The 21,276-nt window shown below is 65.7% G+C and carries 17 protein-coding genes; 14 read left to right on the top strand and 3 right to left on the bottom strand.

Annotation, left to right across the window (positions count from 1 at the left end):
- On the bottom strand, positions 1-137 hold a 137-nt coding region (locus AC1DYI_RS08105; RefSeq protein ID WP_477203582.1), incomplete at its 3' end, for a transposase.
- 20 nt (positions 138-157) lie between these two features.
- Here AC1DYI_RS08105 and AC1DYI_RS08100 point away from each other — a divergent pair.
- Positions 158-1,000, top strand: coding sequence for a site-specific integrase (locus AC1DYI_RS08100; RefSeq protein WP_477203581.1), 843 nt, complete (start codon positions 158-160; stop codon positions 998-1,000).
- Between the two features lie 77 nt (positions 1,001-1,077).
- The gene (locus AC1DYI_RS08095; protein WP_477203580.1) at positions 1,078-1,314 is read left to right on the top strand and encodes a helix-turn-helix domain-containing protein; all 237 of its coding nucleotides are present in this window, start codon (positions 1,078-1,080) and stop codon (positions 1,312-1,314) included.
- A gap of 10 nt (positions 1,315-1,324) precedes the next feature.
- On the opposite strand, the gene AC1DYI_RS08090 is transcribed toward AC1DYI_RS08095, so the two are convergent.
- Positions 1,325-1,666, bottom strand: coding sequence for a helix-turn-helix domain-containing protein (locus AC1DYI_RS08090; RefSeq protein ID WP_477203579.1), 342 nt, complete (start codon positions 1,664-1,666; stop codon positions 1,325-1,327).
- 421 nt (positions 1,667-2,087) lie between these two features.
- A complete protein-coding gene (locus tag AC1DYI_RS08085) occupies positions 2,088-2,984 on the bottom strand; it encodes a helix-turn-helix transcriptional regulator (RefSeq protein WP_477203578.1) in 897 nt (298 codons plus the stop codon).
- 142 nt (positions 2,985-3,126) lie between these two features.
- Between AC1DYI_RS08085 and AC1DYI_RS08080 the strand changes: the two genes are divergently transcribed.
- The 12 genes from AC1DYI_RS08080 to AC1DYI_RS08025 all read left to right on the top strand — a co-directional run.
- Positions 3,127-3,543, top strand: a complete 417-nt coding sequence (locus AC1DYI_RS08080) for an ester cyclase (protein ID WP_477203577.1) — start codon at positions 3,127-3,129, stop codon at positions 3,541-3,543.
- A gap of 148 nt (positions 3,544-3,691) precedes the next feature.
- Positions 3,692-5,302 carry a glycoside hydrolase family 43 protein gene (locus tag AC1DYI_RS08075; RefSeq protein ID WP_477203576.1) on the top strand — a complete coding sequence of 537 codons (1,611 nt, stop codon included), beginning with the start codon at positions 3,692-3,694 and terminating at the stop codon, positions 5,300-5,302.
- A gap of 224 nt (positions 5,303-5,526) precedes the next feature.
- Positions 5,527-7,176 (top strand): glycoside hydrolase family 5 protein, encoded by a 1,650-nt coding sequence (locus tag AC1DYI_RS08070; protein ID WP_477203575.1) that lies wholly within the window; start codon positions 5,527-5,529, stop codon positions 7,174-7,176.
- The gene (locus tag AC1DYI_RS08065; RefSeq protein WP_477203574.1) at positions 7,065-8,333 is read left to right on the top strand and encodes a glycoside hydrolase family 62 protein; all 1,269 of its coding nucleotides are present in this window, start codon (positions 7,065-7,067) and stop codon (positions 8,331-8,333) included. Before AC1DYI_RS08070 ends, AC1DYI_RS08065 begins: the two co-directional genes overlap by 112 nt.
- Before the next feature lie 101 nt (positions 8,334-8,434).
- A complete protein-coding gene (locus AC1DYI_RS08060; RefSeq protein WP_477203573.1) occupies positions 8,435-10,780 on the top strand; it encodes a dockerin in 2,346 nt (781 codons plus the stop codon).
- Between the two features lie 39 nt (positions 10,781-10,819).
- Positions 10,820-12,235, top strand: a complete 1,416-nt coding sequence (locus AC1DYI_RS08055) for a hypothetical protein (RefSeq protein ID WP_477203572.1) — start codon at positions 10,820-10,822, stop codon at positions 12,233-12,235.
- Positions 12,236-12,249: 14 nt separating this feature from the next.
- Positions 12,250-13,476, top strand: a complete 1,227-nt coding sequence (locus AC1DYI_RS08050; protein WP_477203571.1) for a glycoside hydrolase family 27 protein — start codon at positions 12,250-12,252, stop codon at positions 13,474-13,476.
- A gap of 192 nt (positions 13,477-13,668) precedes the next feature.
- Entirely contained in the window at positions 13,669-15,213 is a 1,545-nt protein-coding gene (locus AC1DYI_RS08045) for an alpha-N-arabinofuranosidase (protein ID WP_477203570.1), read from the top strand.
- Position 15,214: 1 nt separating this feature from the next.
- The gene (locus tag AC1DYI_RS08040) at positions 15,215-17,335 is read left to right on the top strand and encodes a family 43 glycosylhydrolase (RefSeq protein WP_477203569.1); all 2,121 of its coding nucleotides are present in this window, start codon (positions 15,215-15,217) and stop codon (positions 17,333-17,335) included.
- A 131-nt stretch (positions 17,336-17,466) separates the two neighbouring features.
- Complete coding sequence (locus AC1DYI_RS08035) at positions 17,467-19,131, top strand: glycoside hydrolase family 5 protein (protein WP_477203568.1); 1,665 nt, start codon at positions 17,467-17,469, stop codon at positions 19,129-19,131.
- A 70-nt stretch (positions 19,132-19,201) separates the two neighbouring features.
- Positions 19,202-20,434, top strand: coding sequence for a glycoside hydrolase family 27 protein (locus AC1DYI_RS08030; protein WP_477203567.1), 1,233 nt, complete (start codon positions 19,202-19,204; stop codon positions 20,432-20,434).
- A gap of 514 nt (positions 20,435-20,948) precedes the next feature.
- Positions 20,949-21,276, top strand: a 328-nt coding sequence (locus tag AC1DYI_RS08025; protein WP_477203566.1) for a hypothetical protein, incomplete at its 3' end; no start/stop codon positions are given.

Here is a 21,276-nt window from a genome sequence, read left to right as displayed (position 1 = left end):
TGCACGATGTTGGCATTGATGCCATGCGACATCGCCACCTTGGCCACCGACGCGCCCGGCGCATCGCACTCGGCCCTGATCTGCGCCTTGAGCTCCCTGCTGTAGCGCTTCCGAGTCGCTGTCTTCTCGCTTGTCATCGTGTCCACTTATCTCGTACGTGGACACGATCGTTATCGCTGCGACCCCCTCATTCAAGACGGGTTCGCCGGACGCTTACCGTATTCGTGGTCTTCTATCCGCCGCATTCGGCTATGCGATTCGCGCCAAGACATCCGCCAACGCACCAGAGTCGCTGTCGAAGTTGGGCATTGCGAGCAACCCCATCAATGCGACGCTGAGGCTTGGGAATGAAAACCTCCCCCTCGACAGAGTGTTGTCCGACGCGGAGTTGGGGCACTTTTGGAACGAGCTGACAACGGGGGTAGAAGCGCGGACGATGAACTATCGCTTCGTTCGGGTGACCATCTTGCTGGGGGGCCAACGTTGCGCGCAACTGTTGCGAACGCGACCCGCCGACGTGAATGAAGACGATGAAGTGCTGCGCCTGGCAGATGGAAAAGGCAACCGCAAGATCCCCCACTTGTCCTATCTTCCACTGCTCCCACTGGCTAAGCGGGAGATCCTTGAACTGTTGAACGAGTGCTCGTTGGACGGCCGGACTTATCTGTTTGGTGACACCTGCCGCAAGGAGTCACACACCAGTGCCGAGGGAGTCTCTCGTGCTGTCAGCAATATCAGTGCTCGGCTCGTGAGGACCAAGAAGATCAACCATCCCTTCTCCTACCGAGACATTCGCCGCACGATCGAGACACGGATGAGCAAGCTCAAGATTCCAAAGGAGCACCGTGCACATATTCAGTCGCACGACTTGGGCGGAGTCCAAAACAAGTTCTACAACCGCTACGACTTTCACGATGAAATGAAGGAGGCGCTGGGCATCTGGGAACGCTACGTCATTGACTGCGCCGCGGTGGTTCGGACGTCCGGTATGCCGCGTTGACAGATCGATTCGAACTCTCGCCAGTCGCTACTTAAAGTCTGTAGACGCATATGCATCGGCCGGACATGCTTCAGTCGATGAAGAAGACTGCAGCCCGCAACAAGACCGCACGCGCACGATTTGCATGCAACCTGAAGGGTCGACGCCTGGAGCTTGGTCTTTCCCAAGAGAGCCTGGCTCAAGTGTGCGGTCTGCACCGAACGTACATCGGGTCGGTGGAGCGTGGCGAGCGCAACGTATCCATCGACAACATGGAACGGCTTGCGACGGCCTTGGGGGTTGATGTTGTCGACCTTTTGGCCGCCCGTCGTTAGGCTCGGGCATCTACTTCAGCGGCAGCCTCTTTTTCGTGGTCTGCGCACTTTCGCCGTTCTCATCGGCTCCAAGGGTCATTGGAAAGATGGAGCCTTGCGTAGTCGCCGCCTCCTTGAAGCGGTCCTCAAGTTCAGCAACAAAGGCAACGAAGTCCTCTTCCATGGCCGAGAGCCAGGTCCGGAGCTCGATGATGTCCAGCCGTCGCTCCCCACTCTCCACCTTGCTGACCATGGCCTGGTTCCGTCCCAGCCTGGTCCCGAGTTCTCGCTGACGCAACCCGCAGGCGCAGCGGCGCCCCTTCAGCAGCGCCAGAAAGATCTGGTTCTGCAGGGAGTAGTGAGATTTGCGCACAGCGGACCTCGGCGCTGAAGGTAGTGCCAGCGGCGGGAGATCCGGATTGAGAATATTTCCGCGTTGACGACTTTAAGTAGCGTAGCGCTGGGCCATCCTAGAGGCAACCCCGGCGTCGTTCAGTAAGCGTGCTGAGAAGTCAGGTTGACGTCGGGCAAGGTGCAAGGTCGACGACCGCTTGCGGCCCCAATTTCGGTCGCCCGACGGCGCAGGCATCAAGACCGAGAGCGACCGTTGCTGCCACTCGCCACGCCAGAAAGCAGACATCAGATAGCTCAGCTCGGGCTCAAACGCCAAGAGTCCAGCGGCCCGTTCGCGAGATCGAATGCAACGTCCGATCCGCGTCGACGGGTACACCGACTGGACACGTCTGTACCAATGGCATACGCGAGCATGATGAGACCAGGATCGCTGAATGCGACTACGACGAGACGTCGAACTGACGACGGAAGTCGCCTGGCGTGCATCCTTCGATGCTGCGAAAGAACTTAGTGAAGTTGGTCGCCTCGTCGAAGCCAAGCCGCTGCGCGATGGCTGAAATCGGCATCTCCGTGTGCACGAGCAGGCGCTTGGCTTCCAGCGCCAGGCGCGAGGCGATGAAGGCCTTCGCACCGACGCCAGCCACCGCACTGCAGATGCGAGTGAGCGTCCTCTCGGAACATCCCATGGCATGTGCGTAGCGCGAAACGTGATGCCACTGATGCACCTTCGCGTCCAGGAGTCGTTTGAAAATTCGAAAGCGCTCCGGCGCATCGGACGCTGTTCCGGCGGACGGCTGTTGCGCGGCGTGAAAGATGTGCAGGCGCGTCACGAGCGTTGCCAGTTCACTGTGGAGCAGCCAGTTCAGCAGCGGTTGCCGGGCGTCGAGCGCGCACGCYTCCTCCAGCCGTGCAAAGGTGTCGGCCAAGATTCGCCCCGTCGACCGGTCGAGGCGTAGATGGCCGGGAAGCGCATCGATCAGTTCGGGCATCTGAAGGTGTTCCTCGCCTTGCGAAGCCTGCAGCAGCTCGGGTCGAAACAGCAGGATGTTTGCGTCCCAGCGGCGTCCCGGGCCGAAGCGGTGAACCTGTCCGGGCCGAATGGTCACCAGCGATCCGGCGCCACACTCGATGTGACTGAAATCCACCACTGCGCGGCATGTTCCGCGTCTGACGTGCACGAACATGTGAAAGTCGTAGCGGTGGTGACGCTGCAGGTGGGCTCGAGACACCCTTCGCCTCAGGTCCGACATCGAGAAGACCTCGAGATCCAGCGCGCTCTCGGCCGAGGGCCGATATTGGACCTGCTCGATATCGATGGGGCTCGTTCCGCGTGGCATCGAACCATTGTCCGATTTTCACCATCTGGCAACCGACTTTGATCGTGTCGAACACGCCGACAACTCGAACAATACGGGAACGCGGGAACCGAGCGGCCACCATGCCCCAGGCCCGATCCCGACACCCAGTCCGAGGCGACCGATGCAGACCACAAACCGACAGTTCATGGCTCGCTTCGTGGAGTTCATCAACACTGCGGATCCGCGGCTCGCCGAAGAGTTGGTTTCTCCGGACGCCGTGTTTCACGTTCCGGGGCGTGCCGAACCCGTACACGGGCCGCGAGGCTACCTGGAGATCATCGGGATGATGCGTGGCGGATTCCCCGACATTCAGTGGGCCCTCGAGGAAACCGTCATCGAAGGCGATGTCATCGCGGCGCGATTCACCATGCGCGGGACGCACCGCGGAGCCTTCTTCGGCGTGCCTCCCAGCGGCAAGACGATTGCCGTGCAAGCGCAGAACATCTATCGGCTCTCGACCGGGAAGATCGTTTCCGAAGTGGGGCAACCGGACCTGCTCGGACTGATGCAGCAGATCGGCGGGTTGCCGCGTTCCTGAGGCCGCAGTTGGCCATCGCCTGAGAGGTGCGGGCACGTCATGCCTCGTACATCACAGACGACGCAAAGAGTAGGTGTTTTCCTTGCCAAAGTTCATTCGGCGATCGAACTAAGATCGCGGCGTTGATTTAGCGCAACATCAGATTCCGATGAACATCAAGTCCGGGTGCAGCAAACGACTCATCGTCCTTTCGATCTTCGCGGGCTCCGGCTTTGCTTTGACGGGGGGTTTGGCGCCGGCCGCCGAACCGCCGCCCGGCGCCAATCCGGTACTGCGCGACCGCTTCACCGCCGACCCCGCGCCGCTGGTCGTGGGCGACACGGTCTACCTCTACGTGGGCCGTGACGAGGCCAAGGGCGACGACTTCTTCCTCATGAAGGAGTGGCTGGCCTATTCGTCCAAGGACCTGCGCCACTGGACCGCCCACGGCGCCCATATGAAGCCCACCGATTTCAAGTGGGCGGTGGGCGACGCCTGGGCCGCGCAGGTGGTGCAACGCAATGGCCGCTTCTACTTCTACGCCACCGTGCAGCACAACGACACGCAGCCCGGCAAGGCCATCGGCGTCGCGGTGGCCGACAACCCGCTGGGCCCGTTCAGGGATGCGCGCGGCTCGGCGCTGGTCACCGATGCCACGACGCCCAGCCCCTACGGTTGGAGCGATATCGACCCCACCGTCTTCATCGACGGCGACGGCACCGCGTGGCTGGCCTGGGGCAATCCGGTGCTCTACCTCGCCAAGCTCAAACCGAACATGACCKAGCTCGACGGCCCCATCGAGAAGATCGCACTGCCCAACTACACCGAGGGCCCGTGGCTGTCCAAGCGCAAGGGGATGTACTACATGACCTACGCGTCCATGGCGCACCAGGGTCTCTTCGAGCATTTGTCGTATGCCACCGCGCCAAGCCCGCGCGGGCCCTGGACCTACCAGGGGATGCTGACCGGCGCGGTACACAACAGCTTCACCATCCACGCGGGCGTCATCGACGACTTCAAGGGCCAGTCCTACCTGGTCTATCACAACGCCGCGCTGACCCTGCCCGACGGCCAGAGCGGCGCCGGCGCCCGCCGCTCGGTCGCGATGGAGTACCTCTACTACGACGCCGACGGCCGCATGTGGCCCATCAAGCAGACCGAGGCCGGCATCAGCGCACCGCCCCGGCCGCCCTCCGGCAAGGTGCCCGCGCCGGCGGACCCTGGCCGCTCCGACCCCCGCGTGGCCGTCCAGCAATTCGCCCAGGGCTATCCCGAAACCTGGCCGGGTCGCCCGGCGCTGGCCTCGGTCACCCGCCCTTTTGAGCAGGCGCCCGAACCCGTGGGCTTCAAGCGCGACGGCGGCGGCGTCAGCCGTCTGGTACAGACCTTCGTCCCGCGCGCTGACATCGCCCTGGGCCGGCTCAGCCTGTACGCTGGCGACGGCCACGGCACCGACGCCACGCACCCGCTGCGGCTGTCGCTGCGCGACGTGGAGGCCGGCACCGAGCTGCTCGGCGCCGGCCAGGGCCTGGCCATCGCCTACCGGCCGCAAGGGGCCGGGCTGCTGAGCTTCGACTTCAGTGCCCATCCGCCGGTCGTGCTGCAGGCCGGTCGCCGTTATGCGTTGGCACTGCAGGGCCAGAAGGACGCGCTGACGCTCTATCTGCGCGCCAGCCGCGACGACGTCTATGCCGACGGTGAGGCCAGCCTGGACGACCTACCGCTGAAGGACCGGGAGGGCCGCCCCGCGGACTTCGCGTTCGCGCTCTACGCGCTCTAGCGCTCTTCGCCGCGGGCCACACGGCGACGCGCGGCTGCACCAGGTCACCTACCGACCCCTGCCGACCTGACGCTCGGCGACAYGACCCCTCAAATGAAAACACTCGCCGCTGCAATGGTCCTGGCCGCCGCTGCCACCGCAGCGGGGGCTCAACCCGCTGCCAAAACGCTCGAGTCCGGAGGAGACACCCGACAGAGCACTTTCAACCTTCCAAGGGTAGAACGATGAGACTGTTTCTATCAGCCCTGCTTGTGGCCGTCGGCGTCAGCGCCGGCTCGGCCGTCCAAGCCCAGAGCTGCGGCAGCGGCGGCGGTGCCACCGTCTGCCTGACGGCCAATGGCACGGCCAACGACATCCAGCTGGACTGGACGGTCAGCGGCAGCGTCAAGTCGCTGGCGATCTACCGCGACACCGACCCCAAACCCAAGGGTCGCAGCCGCATTGCCACCCTGGCGCACAGCGCCACCAGCTATGCCGATGCCACGGCTGCCGCTGGCACGCCTTATTGGTACTGGGTCAAGTTCAAGACCAGCACCGGAAGCTACAACTCCGGCGTGGCCACCGCCACGCGCAGCTGCGCTGCCACGCCGGTGACGCCCTACATCAACGTCAACGGGTCCTGGACACAGACTTCATCGGCCACGATCACTGCTGGCAACTCGGCCATCCTCGGCCCGCAGCCGGTGACGGGCGGCTCGTGGAGTTGGCGCGGCTGCGGCACCTCAGGCTCGGCACGCGAGCAGACCATCACGCCCAGCGCCAGCTGCACGGCCACCGCCACCTACACCAACACGTGCGGCGCCAAGACCACCCAGGCGTTCGTGATCACCGTACCAGGCTCCATGCGCGACCTGACGAGCATCCAGCTGTCTCATCAGATGTCGCCCGCCTGGAACCTGGGCAACTCGGTGAACGCCGTACCCGACGAGACCTCCTGGGGCAACGCCCCGACGAACCAGCAATTGCTCAACGCGGTGAAGGCGGCCGGCTTCAAGACCGTGCGCATTGGCGCCGGCTGGAGCCACCATGCCGACGCCGACGGCAACGTCAGCCCGGCCTGGATGGCGCGCGTCGCCGAAATCGTCGGTTATGCCCGCAACGCCGGCCTCTACGTCGTGTTGAACAACCATGAAACCGAGTGGACGAGCCCGACCTACGCCAACCAACCGATTGCCAACGCGCGCCTGGCCAAGCTGTGGACGCAGATCGCCAACCACTTCAAGGACTACGACGACTACCTGCTGTTCGCCGGCACCAACGAGATACTGTTCCCTGGCGACTACGGCCCGCCGACGGCCGAGTACCAGGACGTCCAGAACGGGTTCAACCAGGTCTTCGTCAACACGGTGCGGGCCACGGGCGGCAACAACGCCAAGCGCCATCTCGTGGTGCAGGGCTTCAACACGAACATCAACTGGACCTACAACGGCTTCATCAAGCCCGCCGACTCTGCGACCAAACGGATGTTCCTCGAGGTGCACTTCTACGATCCGTACAACTTCGCGCTCAACGAGAACAGCAGCATCTGGCAGTGGGGTGCGAACGCGACCAATCCGGACGTGACCGAGACCTGGGCCAACGAAGCCTACGTCGACGCGCAGTTCCAGATGATGAAGTCCCGCTTCGTCGATGCGGGTATCCCCGTGCTGCTGGGCGAATACGCCGCGATGTTGAAGTCCGAGTACGACCCGACCGGCGCCTACCGCACCGACTGGGCCAAGTACGTGACGAAGTCCGCCGTCCAGCACGGCATCGTGCCGGCGTGGTGGGACCCGGGCTACGGCTTCAACCACGCGTCGGGGCTGTTCGATCGCTCGACCGGCGCCCAGTACTTCCCGGACCTGGTCAAGGCCATCGTCGACAGCGCGAAGTAGGCAGCACTGCGGGCCGCCGGCTCGCATACGCCAACCACGGCGCGGAAATGCTTCGGCGTTCCGCGTCCTGTCTGCGAAACGTCATGCACAACTACAGATCCTTCCTCAACGGGTTCAATGCACTCTGGTTGGCGTCATGCCTGGCATTGAGCACGCCCGCTCACGCGACCGAATCCGCGACGCGCGCCCAACCTTTTGAATGGAAATCCAGCGAACCCCTGATCAAGCCGCCAACCGATGCCAAGCAAATCCATGGCGTCAAGGACCCGACCATCGTCTACCACGACGGCCGATACCACGTTTTCATGACCACGGCAGGGGCGTCGGGCTGGGGCATCGCCTACACGAGCTTTGCGAATTGGGACGATGCGCCGAATGCGCCCCTGTTCATGCTCGACCAGTCCCCCATCGGGCCGGGTTACCGCGCAGCGCCGCAGGTCTTCTATTTCGCGCCGCAAAAGCTCTGGTACCTGATCTACCAAGGCGGCGACCCGTTGTATTCCACGACGAGGAACCTGGCCGACCCCCGGTCATGGACGCCTCCGCAGCCCTTCTACCCGACCATCCCGGCGAGCGTCAAAGACGCCAAGGGCGATGCCTCCTGGCTGGACTTCTGGAACATCTGCGACGACAAGAAGTGCCATCTCTTCTTCACCAACGACAACGGCAGCTTCTTCCGTGGTGAAACGACGATCGAGCGTTTCCCTCATGGCTTCTCCGAGCCCGTCGTTGCCATGAAGGAAAAACGCGAGGACATGTTCGAGGCGAGCAACACCTACAAGATCACCGGCACCAACCAGTTCTTGACGCTGATCGAGGCGATGGGGCCTAACGGCCGGTATTTCCGGGCCTGGACAGCCGATCGCCTGGACGGCACATGGCAACCCATTCCCGGCGCCAAGATGAACCTGTTCGCTGGCGCGGAAAACGTCAAGTTCAGCGGCCGGATCTGGTCCGAAGGCGTATCCCACGGCGAACTGATCCGCGACGGCGTCGACCAGACGCTGAGCATCGACCCCTGCCAGCCGCTGAGATTCCTCTACCAGGGCCTGGATATGGAAAAAAACAAGAAGTACGAATACATCGAACTGCCCTATCGGCTGGGCGTGATCACCGCCACCGCCCCCAACGCCATCAGCGAGCTGTGCAAGAAGTGAACGTCGGCGCTGCCGCAGCAGCAGTGCGCAAAGTGATCTGAGCGGGCGGTGATCCACACCGCACCGCCACGCCATCCACGACATCCCACCCGGATTCCTTCATGACCAAGTTCAGTCAACGATTCATTGTCCTTTCCATCCTTTCCGCGAGCCTCGTGGTGGGTTGCGGCGGTGAAGGCAGCGCAGGCGGCGACACGACGCCCCTGGCCGCAGGCAGTCCCAATGAGGGCAGCGAGACGCCAGCCCGGGCCACCACCTGGAAGAGCGTGAAGTTCGGCGGTGGCGGCTACGTCACCGGCCTCGTCTTCCATCCCACGTCGGCGAACGTCCTGTACGCCCGCACCGACATCGGTGGCGCCTACCGCTGGAACCAGGCCACGGCGTCCTGGGTGCCCATCACCGACGGTCTGGGCTTCGGTGCAGCCGAGAGCAGGTACCACGGCATCGAAAGCATCGCCGTCGATCCGAACAACGACCAGCTCGTCTACATGGCCGCCGGCATGTACACGTCCGATGGCAACGGCCGCCTGTACATCTCCAGCGACCGCGGTGACCACTGGACCTACGTCGACCTGCCCTTTCCCCTGGGGGGCAACAACCCCGGCCGGCCCATCGGCGAACGCCTGATGGTCGACCCCAACAAACCCTCGACGCTGTTCTACGGCTCGCGCACGGCCGGCCTGTGGAAGAGCATCGACTCGGGCCTCACCTGGGCGCAGGTCACGTCGCTGTCGCCCGCCAGGTTGACCCAGGAGCAGGTCAAGGCCCTGGGCATCGGCAGCGCGATGGGCGTCGGCGTCATCGTCTACGACACCGGCACCAAGGGCAGCGGCTCGGCCACGCAGACGATCTACGCGGCCATCGCGCCGGACTACGTCATCACGGCGGGCCTGGTCTCGAATCTCTACAGGTCCACCGACGCCGGCGCTTCGTGGGCCCCGGTGTCGACCCCGATCTCCGGCCATCACATTCCGCACATGGTGCGCGCTGCGGACGGCATGTTCTATGTCGTGTTCACCAAGGACTCGGGGCCAGGCGCCGCCGGCCCCGCCCGGCTCTACAAGTTCGACGGCAGCAACTGGACTTTGCTGAAGGACCCGAACGGGGGGATGGGGACGAACTTCGGCCTCGGCGGCGTGTCCGTCGCCGGCACCGGCGCGAGCACCCGCATCGCACTGGGCGTGACCAACTCCTGGGGCAACTGGAACGGCCAGCAGGTCGTCCAGTGGTCCCGCGATGGCGGCCAGACCTGGCGCGAGATCGCGGCCACCATGCCGCACTCGCCCGCCGGTGACGGGTTCTCCGGCTGGACCGACGACGTCGAGATCGATCCGTCCAACCCCAACCGCGTGCTGCACGTCCATGGCGGCGGCATCTGGGAAACCCGCAACGCCTCTTCCCCCAAGCCGAGCTGGAACGAGGCGATCGATGGCCTTGAGGAGACGGCCGTCCTGGGCCTCGCCACGCCGCCGGCGGGCGCACCGTACACCGTGATCAACAGTTCGGGCGACGTCGGCACCTGGGTGCACACGGATCTCGCGACGAAGCCGACCCTGACGCCGCGCACCGAATGGAGCAACGGCTTCGCCGCCGACATGGCGTGGTCCGACCCGCTCTACATCGCCAGCATCGGCGTCGTCCTCGGCACCGGTACCGGCTTCGGCGTCTGGTCTGGCGACGGCGGAAAGACCTGGGCGAGGTTCGCCACCAACGCGCCCGGCGTCGCGGAAAACACGAGCCAGGAAGCGAGCATCGTGGTCACCGCGCGCAACAAGGCGGTCTGGGCGCCCGCCAACTCGGTGCCGTCGTACACCACGGACAACGGCGCGACCTGGGTCCCGACCAATCTGCCGGCGATCGCCGGCGTCTTCAGTCGCGGCTACCGCCTGGCCGCAGATCGCAAGAACCCGAAGAAGGTCTATGCCTACGATTCCGGCGGCCATTGGTGGGGCACGCCGGGCAAGGTCTACGTCTCGACCGATGGCGGCCACACGTTCACGCTGAGCCAGGGCTCGGTGGCCGCGGGGCTGGCCCCCAACTACTTCTCGAACACCTCGCTGGCGGTCAACCCCCACGCCAAGGGCGACCTCTGGCTGGCCGACGGCAACGCCGTGTACCACTCGACCGATTCGGGCGCGACCTGGACCAAGCTCAGCACCTTCGCGTCGATCTGGGGCAGCAACCCATGGCCCGACGTACAGGGCGCCACGGCGGTGGCACTGGGCAAGGCCAAGCCCGGCGCGGCGTACTCGGCTGCGGTCTATGTGGTGGGCGTGGTCAATGGCGTGTGGGGCGTCTACCGCTCCAACGACGGCGGCGCCACCTGGTCGCGCTTCAACGACGACGCGCACCAGTTCGGCGGCATCGGCGTGATGGCGGCCGACCAGAACGTCTATGGCCGGATCTACGTCAGCGGCACGGGCCGGGGCCTGCTGTACAGCAACTAAAAGCTCGTCCCCGCATCCCTCACCACCATCACATCGGCCATGAGCACGACGACCTCTACCGACAGCTTGCCTGATGAACCCGCCCGCCGCAGCTTCGTGCGCGCCGCGGCGGGCGCCGGTCTGGCTGCCGTGACCGCCAGCTCGGCGGCCGGTGCCGCCGGCCCCTCCGCCACGGTTTCCGGCGCCGCCGGCACCACCGAGCCCGGCCTGCCCTTCCACGCCTGGGCGCCGACGCCGCCGATGGGCTGGAACAGCTGGGACGCCTTCGGCGCCAGCGTCACCGAAGCCGAATACCTGGACAACGCGCGCATCCTCGCCGAGCGCTTCCTGCCCTTCGGCTACGACGTTGCCACCGTCGACATCCAGTGGTACGAGCCGGGTGCCAAGTCGGGGTGGTACCGGCCCTTCGCGCCGCTGGTGCTGGACGCCCATGGCCGCCCGCAGCCGGCACCCAACCGCTTCCCCAGCGCCGCCGGCGGCCGCGGCTTCGCGCCGCTGGCCGCGCAGGTGCACGCCATGGGCCTGCGCTTCGGCGTGCACATCATGCGCGGCATCCCGCGCCAGGCGGTGGGAATGGAACTGCCCATCGCCGGCAGCAAGTACCGCTGCAACGAGGTGGCCAACCCTGGATCGACCTGCGCCTGGAACCACGACATGTGCGGCGTCAACCCCGACCACCCGGGCGCCTTCGACTGGTACCGGAGCTGGTTCGCGCAGCTCGCCGAATGGGGCGTGGACTTCGTCAAGGTCGACGACATCGCCGCGCCCAACTACCACGCACGAGAGGTCGAACTGATCCGGCGCGCGATCGACGCCGCCGGCCGGCCGATGGTGTTGAGCCTGTCGCCCGGCCCGTCGCTGCCCGAGCAGGCCACGCACCTGCAGGTGCACGCCAACCAATGGCGCGTGTGCAACGACTTCTGGGACACCTGGCCCCAGCTGCGCGACAACCTCGTGAACCTGGTGAAGTGGGCGCCGCATGCGCGCCCCGGCGCCTGGCCCGATGCCGACATGCTGCCGGTGGGCAAGATCGGACTGCGCAACTTCGACGGCGACGGCCGCGGCGAACGCGACACCCGCTTCACGCGCGACGAGCAGCTGCTGATGCTCACCGCATGGACCTGCGCGCGCAGCCCGCTGATCCTGGGCAACGACCTGCGCCGCCTCGACGACTGGACGTTGCGCCTGCTGACCAACCCCGAGGTGCTGGCGCTGCTGCGCGTGCCCGGTGCACGCGAATGGCACAGCAGCGCGCAGGGCCACCGCTTCGTCTGCCACGGCCCGCAGGGCACCTGGGCTGCATGGCTCAACACCAGCGAGGCGCCCTGGCAAGCGCCGCTGCCCGGCTGGCTGCCTGACGCCCGCCGCGACTGCTGGGCGCGCGCCGACCTGCCCGCCGGCACCCGCACGCTGTCCATCCCTGCGCATGGCGCACGCCTCGTGCGCTGCGCCTGAATCCAAACCTCGTCATGAACAAGTACAGCAAACGACTCGTCATCTCTTCGATCCTGGCGGCGACTGCTGCCACGGTCGTGCTCGGCTTCACGGCACCGGCCCTCGCCCACGACACGCTGAAGCTGGAAGCGCCCAAGCCGCTGCTCGCGCCCACGCCGCCCATGGGCTGGAGCTCCTGGAACAAGTTCGCCTGCAATGTCAGCGAAAAGCTGATCCGCGAACAGGCCGACGCGATGGTCGCCTCCGGCATGAAAGACGCCGGCTACCAGTACATCAACGTCGACGACTGCTGGCAGGCGAAGAGCCGTGATGCCGACGGCAACATCCAGGCCGACCCCGAGCACTTCCCGTCGGGCATCAAGGCACTGGCCGACTACGTGCACAGCAAGGGCCTGAAGTTCGGCCTCTACTCCGATGCCGGCTCGCTGACCTGCTACGGCCGCCCGGGCAGCGCAGGCCATGAGTTCCAGGACGCGCTCCAGTACGCCAGATGGGGCGTCGACTACTTCAAGTACGACTGGTGCTACACCGGCACCCGCAATGCGCAGGCGGCCTACACCATCATGGCCAAGGCCCTGCGCGAATCGGGCCGTGACATCGTGTTTTCCCTCTGCGATTGGGGCGGCAGCAAGCCTGGCCGCTGGGCCCACCCCGTCGGTCACCTGTGGCGCACCACGGGCGACATCTGGGATGCCTGGAAGGGCAAGAAGGAGTGGTCACACGGCATGCTCGACATCCTCGACATGAACGCCGAGCTGTGGAGCGAGTCCGCCCCCAACGGCTGGAACGACCCCGACATGCTGGAAGTGGGCAACGGCGGCATGACGACGACCGAGTACGAGTCGCACTTCTCGCTGTGGGCCATGCTGGCCGCGCCGCTGATCGCCGGCAACGATCTGTCGAAGATGGACGCGGAAACCCGCCGCATCCTCACCAACGGCGACGTGATAGCCGTCGACCAGGACCCGCTGGGCAAGCAGGGGCGGCGCATCTGGTGGCAGGGCGAACTGGAGATCTGGACGCGACCGCTGAAGGGCGGCGAGCACGCGGTGGTGCTGTTCAACCGCGGCGAGGCGCCGGCCGAAATGAAGGTGGGCTGGGACCAGCTCGATCTGCCCGCCGGCGTGAAGGCTCGCGTCAAGGACTTGTGGACCAAGAAGGTCTCGCAGGTGCGCGGCAGCTACGGCGGCACGGTGGCCCCGCACGGCGTGGTCATGGTGCGCATCACGCCGGCGCCGTGAGTCGGAAAGGCAAGCCCGCATGACCGCCATGCCCCCTGCTGGCGACTTCCCTGAACAGCCCGGCCGCCGCGGCTACGTGCGCGCGTCGCGACTGCTGGGCGCGCGTCGACCTGCCCGCCGGCACCCGCACGCTCACCCTCCCTCCGCATGGCACACGGCTCGTGCGCCGCGCTTGAAATCAAGGAATTTCCGATGACACCCGCACGCACCCTGCGTACCTTCGCCACCGCCTTGGCCACCCTCGCGGCCGCCGCCGTGCTGCCTTTGAGCGCCGGCGCCGCCGAGCCCGTTCAGGTCCGCCTCGATGTCACCCAGCAGCCCGCCGGGCCGCGCATCGAACCCACCGTCTACGGCCACTTCGTCGAGCACCTCGGGCGCGTCGTCTACGAAGGCCTGTGGGTCGGTCCCGAGTCGCCCATCCCCAACACGCGCGGCTGGCGCAACGACGTGGTCGGCGCGCTGCGCCAGCTCGGCGTGCCGGTGATGCGCTGGCCCGGCGGCTGCTTCGCCGACGACTACGACTGGCGCGACGGCATCGGCGACCCCGCCAAGCGCCCGCTGCGCCCGAACAAGGTGTGGGGCGGAATGGAGAACAACCGCGTCGGCACGCACGAGTTCATGGATCTGGCCGAGATGCTCGGCTCCGAGGTGTACCTGGCCGCCAACATGGGCTCGATGCCGCCGCGCGCGATGGCTGAATGGCTCGAATACATGACCGAAGGCCGCAAGACGACGCTGACCGAAGAGCGCAGCCGCAACGGCCGCGACAAGCCGTGGACCGTCAAGTACACCGGCATCGGCAACGAAAGTTGGGGCTGCGGCGGCAACATGCGGCCCGAATACCAGTCCGATCTGCACAACCAGTACGCCACCTTCCTGCGCGCGCCGACCTTGCGCGTGGCTTCTGGCGAGGGCGGAAACAACGACCACCTGGTCGAGGTGCTGATGGAGCACTCCGGCAAGCACATGGACGCGTTCACGCTGCACTACTACAGCTTGCCGGGCGACTGGACCACGCACGGCCAGGCGCTCGGCTTCAATGCCAACGCCTGGGCCAAGACGCTGAAGGAAGCGATGGGCATCGAGACCCGCATCGACGTGGTCTCGCGCACCATGGACAAGCACGACAAGGACAAGCGCATCGCGCTGTACGTCGACGAGTGGGGCACCTGGTACGACACACCGGCCGGCGCCAGCGCGCTGTGGCAGCAGAGCTCGCTGCGTGACGCGATGGTGGCAGCGCTGTCGTTCAACGCCTTCCACCGCCACACCGACCGCGTGAAGATGGCCAACATCGCGCAGATGGTCAACGCGCTGCAGTCTCCGGTGCTCACCGACGGGCCGCGCATGGTGCTCACGCCCACCTACCACGCGTTCGACCTGTACAAGCCCTTCCGCGGCGCCACGCCGCTGCAGGCCAAGCTGCAGGCGCCGCGTTTCCGCACCGGCAACATCGAGCTGCCGTCGGTGCAAGCCAGCGTGGCGCGCGCCGAAGACGGCAGCACGCAGCTGGCGCTGGTGAACCTGGACCCGCAGCGCGCGGCGCGCGTGGTGACCAACCTGAAGGGCGATGCGCGGGGCCGCGTGCTCACCGCCGCCGCCATGGATGCACACAACACCTTCGACAACCCGCAGGCCGTGGTGCCCGCGCCCTACGCCGCGCGCGCAGGCACGCAAGGGCTGGTGCTGGAGCTGCCGCCGAAGTCGATCGTGGTGGTCAGCGTCGGAAAGCCGTGACATGAGACGGCGCGACTTCTTCGGCCTGCTGGCCTGCGTGGCATTGACGCTGATTCCATGCGCGGCGCCGGCATCTGCGATGAATCGGGAGGGGCCGGCGGCGAGCGCGCCCAAAGGCATGTCGACCGCGACCTGGACGCCAGACAACGGCAACGGCACCTTCACCAATCCTTTGTTTTATGACGAGTTTTCAGATCCGGACCTGATCCGCGTCGGCGACTGGTTCTACCTGACCGGCACCACCATGCACGCGATGCCGGGCGTGCCGATCCTGCGCTCGAAGGACCTGGTCAACTGGGAGTTCGTCGCCTATGCCCTGGACAAGCTCGACCTGGGCCCGGCCTTTCGGCTGGAGGGCGGCGGCAATATCTACGGCCAGGGAATCTGGGCGCCGTCCTTCCGCTACCACCAAGGCAAGTTCTACATCTTCGCCAACGTCAACAGCCAGGCGACCCAGATGTTCACGGCCACCGATCCAAAAGGCCCGTGGACGCGCACGCCGATGAAGCGCAGCTTCCACGACCTGTCTGTCCTGTTCAACGACGACGGCAAGGCCTATGTCGTCTGGGACCACCAGACCATGCACCTGGCCCAACTGACGGACGACCTGACCGACATCGTTCCGGGCACCGAGCGCATCCTGTTCACCAAAGACGCCGGGATGGGCGAGGGCGCGCACTTCTACAAGATCGACGGCAAGTACTACATCATCAGCGCCAACTACGCTGGCGGCTTTCGAATGCCGGCGGCGCGGGCGGATCATGTGCTGGGGCCCTACGAGGTCCATCAGGCGATCAGCCTGCACGAGGACTTCGGCATGGCGTCAAGCAAGCGCCTGGGCACGCCCAAGCCGCCGTTCGAGACCTGGGGACCTGACCCCGCCGCCAAACACAGCCTGGCGATGCACCAGGGGGGCATCATCCAGACGCCTGCGGGCGAGTGGTGGGGCTTTTCAATGATGGACTTCAACTCCGTCGGTCGCCTGCTCGGCCTGTCTCCGATCACCTGGAAGGACGGCTGGCCCTACTTCGGCCTGCCGGGCAACCTGACGCGCACACCGCGGACCTGGGTGAAGCCGAAGACCGCCACGCCGCAGCCAGTGAGCGTGCCCTTTCGGCGCAGCGATGATTTTTCGGCGCCGCGGCTCCAGCCCGTCTGGCAGTGGAACCACGTCCCGGTCGACGACAAGTGGTCGTTGTYGGAACGGCCGGGTTTCCTGCGGCTTCACGCCCTGCCGGCGACCTCGTTCTACGACGCACGCAATACCCTGACGCAGAGGGCGATCGGGCCGATGTCAACGCCGACCGTCCTGCTCGATGCTACGAACCTGAAGCCAGGCGACACGGCCGGCTTGGGGCTGCTCAACCTGCCCTATGCGACCTTGGGCGTCGAAAAGCTAACCGACGAACTCAACGTCATATTTCATGACCAGCGCCTGGATCAGCGGGTGCGCGTGAAGATGGCCGGGGCGCGCATCTGGCTTCGCGCCGACTGCGATTTCCTCACCGAACGGGCGCGCTTCAGCTATTCGTTCGACGGCATCACCTTCACCACTATCGGCAACGAGGTCGTGCTGCTCTACCAAACCTTCACCTTCCAGGGCGTTCGCTACGGCTTGTTCAACTACAACGCGACGGGCGCCGAGGGCGGTTTTGCCGATTTCGACAGCATCGACGTCCATCAGCCGCACCCCCGCGGCCTGATGCGGCCCATTCCCTATGGTCGATCGATCCGGCTGGCGTCGTTTCACGCGAAGACCGGGCTGGCGGCCGGCCGTGGGGACCGTTTGGCTTCGGGTGTCCCGACGCGGTTCGAGGTCGTCGACCGCGGGTTGGGCCGCGTCGCTCTGCGATCGGGCCCACGCTATGTCACGGTCGGTGAGGATGGCGAGGTGACGCTTGTGGCCGACCAGTCTGGCACGGCGCAAAACTTTCAATGGATTGAAACGCCGACAGGAGAACTGGTGCTGATGTCATTGGCCACCAACCGCTTCCTGCGCATCGATCCGCAGACCAAGGATATCCGGGCCGACAGTCTCGGCCCCATGCCGGACGACAGCGACGGCGCGCGCTTTATCTGGTCGCAGTACTCGCGCCCTTCTCGGCCCAGCCCGGCCCGCTAGGCCCGGTGCTGGAGCTGCCGCCCAAATCTGTGTCGTCGTCGGGATGTGGAGCATCACAAAGCCGCGTCCTTTCATAACGCTCGCAACCGGAGGAGACACCGGCCGAGCACTTTCACCCTGAAGGTAGAACCATGAGAGCCTTGTTGTCCGCATTGCTGCTGGCCCTGGGGGTCAGCGCGGCCCCACTGGCCCAGGCCCAGGCCCAGAGTTGCGGCAGCGGCGGCGGCACCACCGTCTGCCTGACGGCCAATGGCACGGCCAACGACGTCCAGCTCAGCTGGACCGTCAGCGGCAACGTTTCGCGCCTGGAGGTCTACCGCGACACGGACAGCGACCCCAACGGCCGCAGCCGCATCGCCGTGCCGGGCCCCGGCGCCAGGAGCTATACCGACGGCACCGCCATCAACGGCACGCCGTATTGGTACTGGGTCAAGTTCACCACCAGCGGCGGCAACTTCAACTCCGGTGCCGCCACGGCCACGCGCGGGGGCGCCTGCACGCCGACGGCCATCACCCCATACATCAACGTCAACGGGTCCTGGACGCAGACTTCATCGGCCACGATCACTGCTGGCAAGCCGGCCATCCTCGGCCCGCAGCCGGTGAGCGGCGGCTCTTGGAGCTGGAGCGGCTGCGGCACCTCAGGCTCGGCACGCGAGCAGACCATCACGCCCAGCGCCAGCTGCACCGCCATCGCCACCTACACCAACAGCTGCGGCGCCAAGACCACACAGGCGTTCGTGATCACCGTGCCCGGCTCCATGCGTGACCTGACGAGCATCCAGCTGTCGCAGCAGATGTCGCCCGCCTGGAACGTGGGCAACTCGCTGGACGCGAGCCCCAACGAAACCAACTGGGGCAACCCCCTGGTGAACCAGCAACTGCTCAACGCAGTGAAGGCGGCTGGCTTCAAGACCCTGCGCCTTCCCGTCAGCTGGAACCAGTATGCCGACGCCGCCGGCAACATCAGCCCGACCTGGATGGCGCGCGTCACCGAGGTCGTCGGCTACGCCCGCAACGCCGGCCTCTACGTCGTGCTGAACACGCACCACGAACAAAGCTGGCTGATCCCGACCTACGCCTACCAAGCGAGTGCCAACGCGCGCCTGGCCAAGCTGTGGACGCAGATCGCCAACAACTTCAAGGACCACGACGACTACCTGCTGTTCGCCGGCACCAACGAGGTGATGGTGTCTGGCGACTACGGTCCGCCGACAGCCGAGTACCAGGACGTCCAGAACGGGTTCAACCAGGTCTTCGTCAACACGGTGCGGGCCACGGGCGGCAACAACGCCAAGCGCCATCTCGTGGTGCAGGGCTTCAACACGAACATCGACTCGACCTACAACGGCTTCATCAAGCCCGCCGACTCTGCGACCAACCGGATGTTCCTCGAAGTGCACTTCTACGATCCGTTCAACTTCGCGCTGAACGGAAGCAGCAACATCTGGCAGTGGGGCGCGAACGCGACCAATCCGGACGTGACCGAGACCTGGGCCAACGAGGCCTATGTCGACGCGCAGTTCCAGAAGATGAAGTCCCGCTTCGTTGACACCGGCATGCCCGTGCTGATGGGCGAGTACGGCGCCATCCTGAAGTCCGAGTACGACCCCGCCGGCACCTACCGCAAGTACTGGACCCAGTACGTGACGAAGTCCGCCTACCAGCACGGCATCGTGCCTGTGTGGTGGGACAACGGCTACGGCGCCAACCACCAGTTCGGCCTGTTCAATCGCTCGACTGGCGCTCAGTACTTCCCTGAACTGATCAGCACGATCGTCAACAACGCAAAATAAGCAGCACCGCGGGCCACCCGCGCCCGCAGTCGCCAACGGGCTACGGCCTCTACCAGCCAATCGCCTTGCCATGAGACACAAGCACTCCCGCGCCATCCTCCTGGCCTGTGCCTCCTGGGCGCTGACTGTCGCCGCGGTCGTGCTCGGCTTCACGTCGCCGGCCCTCGCCCACGAGACGCTGAAGCTCGACGCTCCCAAGCCCAATCTCGCACCCACGCCGCCCATGGGCTGGAACTCCTGGAACAAGTTCGACTGCAACGTCAGCGAGCATTTGATCCGCCAGCAGGCCGACGCCATGGCCGCCTCCGGCATGAGGGACGCCGGCTACCAGTTCATCGTCATCGACGACTGCTGGCAGAAGAGCCGTGATGCCGACGGCAACATCCAGGCCGACCCCGAGCGTTTCCCGTCGGGCATCAAGGCACTCGCAGACTACGTGCACAGCAAGGGCTTGAAGTTCGGCCTCTACTCCGACGCCGGCTCGCTGACCTGCGCCGGCCGCCCAGGCAGCGCCGGCCGTGAGTTCCAGGATGCACGGCAATACGCCAAGTGGGGCGTGGACTTTCTGAAATACGACTGGTGCCACACCGGCACTCGCAACGCCGAGGCGGCCTACACCATCATGGCCAAGGCCCTGCGCGAGTCCGGCCGCGACATCGTGCTGTCCATCTGCGAATGGGGTACCGACCATCCCGAGCGGTGGGGCCCGACGGTGGGCCATTTGTGGCGAACCACCCATGACATCTACGACGGTTGGGAAAGCACGAAGGACCGGGGGAATGGCATGACCAACATCCTGGACATGCAAGCCGCGCGCGCGGGCGTATCAGCTCCAAATGCCTGGAACGACCCCGACATGCTGGAAGTGGGCAACGGCGGCATGACGACGACGGAGTACGAGTCGCACTTCTCGCTGTGGGCCATGCTGGCCGCGCCGCTGATCGCCGGCAACGATCTGTCGAAGATGGACGCCGACACACTGCGCATCCTCACCAACAAGGACGTCATCGCCGTCGACCAGGACCCGCTGGGCCAGCAGGGGCGGCGCGTCTGGCAGCAGGGCGAGCTGGAGATCTGGGCGCGGCCGCTGAAGGGCGGCGAGCACGCGGTGATGCTGTTCAACCGCGGCAAGGCGCCGGCCGAGATGAAGGTGGGCTGGGACCAGCTCAATCTGCCCGCAGGCCTGAAGGCTCAGGTCAAGGACTTGTGGACCAAGAGGGTCTCGAAGCAGGTGCACGGCAGCTACGGCGGCACTGTGGCCCCACATGGCGTGGTCATGGTGCGCATCACGCCAGTGCTGTGAGCGGAAAGGAAAACTCGCATGAACGCCATGCCCTCTGTTGGCAAGTTCCCTGAACAGCCCGATCGCTGCGGATTCGTGCGCGCTGTGGTCGGCAGCCGCGGCCGAGCGCCCGCTCGTCCGTGGTGGCGGCCTCGCACCGGCTCGCCTGCAAGTTCGTCAGGCTCACGTTGCCGCGCTGCGTAATTAGCGTAGGTATTTACGCCGATTTGGTTCGTTCGTAGCCCTAACTAACATTCGAACAGCGCTCTTCGGCTCGTTTGTTGAGCCACCCTGATCACAAGACGCGCTCGGCGTGCCGCCGATGTGCTTGATCGATCGGGGCAGCGATCGCAAATTCGCTGACGAGTTGCTGCTCGTCGCTACGCGCCGACGCCACAACGGCGTCGCGGCCAGCGGGCGTGCGCTGAACGACCATGCGAAGGAAGGCCGCTTTGACGCCAGCGGCAAGTGATGGAAGCCGGCTGGGAACGGCGACAAAGTCGACTGGGGCCTGAACTTCACCACGCGGTGGCGCTTGCTGAAGCTGAAGCTCAACACTACCGATCAACGCAACTGCCGCTTCATGACGAATTTTCTCCGCGCCGCACTCCTGGGGGCCTCTCTTGCCAGCTGCGCCGCCGGCGCGCCGGCGCAGGCCAACGCCGACGTCGTCATCCTTCCGGCGCCCGCGGCTGCGTGGCGCACCGTCGTCGGCCACTGGGAAAGACAGGTCGAGTTGACGGGCGACAGCGTGATCGTCCCGCCCCCGAGCGCCGAGTACGCCCGCGCCAGCCACGCCGGTGCCAGCGCCATCGGCAACACAGGCCAGCGCTGCCAGCGCCATCGGCAACACAGGCCAGCGC

This window comes from Ideonella sp. P3_A4 (genome assembly GCF_056403075.1).
This window is presented reverse-complemented; position numbering and strand designations above follow the sequence as displayed.